This window comes from Collinsella vaginalis (genome assembly GCF_900176655.1).
GTDB classification, from domain to species: Bacteria; Actinomycetota; Coriobacteriia; order Coriobacteriales; family Coriobacteriaceae; genus Collinsella; species Collinsella vaginalis.
The window spans coordinates 1-1,005 of the sequence record NZ_LT838862.1 but is presented as its reverse complement, the minus strand read 5'-3'; the positions used below and the strand labels follow the sequence as shown (position 1 = coordinate 1,005).

At 71.1% G+C, this 1,005-nt stretch carries 2 protein-coding genes; both read right to left on the bottom strand.

Annotated features, from left to right (window positions below; genetic code table 11):
• A partial coding sequence (locus tag CAP13_RS09485; RefSeq protein WP_143764955.1) for a hypothetical protein occupies positions 1-330 on the bottom strand: 330 nt, incomplete at its 3' end.
• 136 nt (positions 331-466) lie between these two features.
• Positions 467-1,005, bottom strand: a 539-nt coding sequence (locus tag CAP13_RS10055) for a hypothetical protein (RefSeq protein ID WP_179185042.1), incomplete at its 5' end; no start/stop codon positions are given.

Below are 1,005 nucleotides of genomic sequence, written 5' to 3'. Positions count from 1 at the left end.
CGCCGGGTGCCGCTCATCGCACCTCCGCTCCATCGCGGCGAGGCGGCGGTCGTGCTCGGCGAGCTGCGCGCCGTGCCTCGCCAGCTGCTCCGTGTGGCTGCCGAGCTGCTTGCTCATGTCGCGGGTCGTGTCGCGCACCTCGCGCATCATGTCCGTCTGCATGGCCATCTGGACGTTGAGCGCGCGGATGTTGGCGTCGCGCTCGCCGTCGCTCGTCGCGTGGTCGCTCCCGTCCGCCCGCGCGTCGCGCTGCCTCGTGTAGACGGCGTTGAAGACGGCCACGATCAGACCCCCCAGGGCGACGGCGGCCCCGACTTCGATGTAGGCCATCGCATCACCTCCTCTCAGGGGTGGTAGGCTCTGCGCGTCATGCGGCGCCATGCGGAGGGGAGACCGAGATGCTCGTGAGCGAGGCGGCCGGGGCGTACCTGGTGATCGCGCCACGGGCTATGGGATGATGCGCGGCCTAGACCGAGAGGTACGTGAACGACGCGAAGAGCCAGCCGCCGTTCCAGCCGGTCACGCCCGCGCCGCGGATGCCCAAGTTGCCGTTCCAGTCGACGCGGAGCAGCAGCGGTGACGCCACGCCCTGAGCGATGCCTGCCGCGTACACCTCGCTCGAATCGGGCTTCGGGAGCCCGGACGCGAGGTTGATGGCGTCCCACATGCCCCCTCTCACCCCGAGGCTGCCGACGACCTTCACGCGCACCACCCGGCCGTACCTGATCACGGAGATCGCGTTGGCCGGCACGCCGGAAGCCGGCGCGCACGGGACTGCGGTTGTATGGGATATGGAATCCCAGAGCTCCTTGACGGTCGGCATCGGCTGGGTGACGCGCTCGGGGTCGCCGAGGCTCACGCCGTCGATGGGGAGGCGCCAGAGCGGCAGGTCCCGTGACCCGATGGACGGGTCGGCCGGGGTGCCGGTCGTGGCGGTGCCGCGCACGACCACCGGCCTCACGTCCTCGACGAGCGTCCCACCGGAGCCGGAGGTCGTGTAGCGCG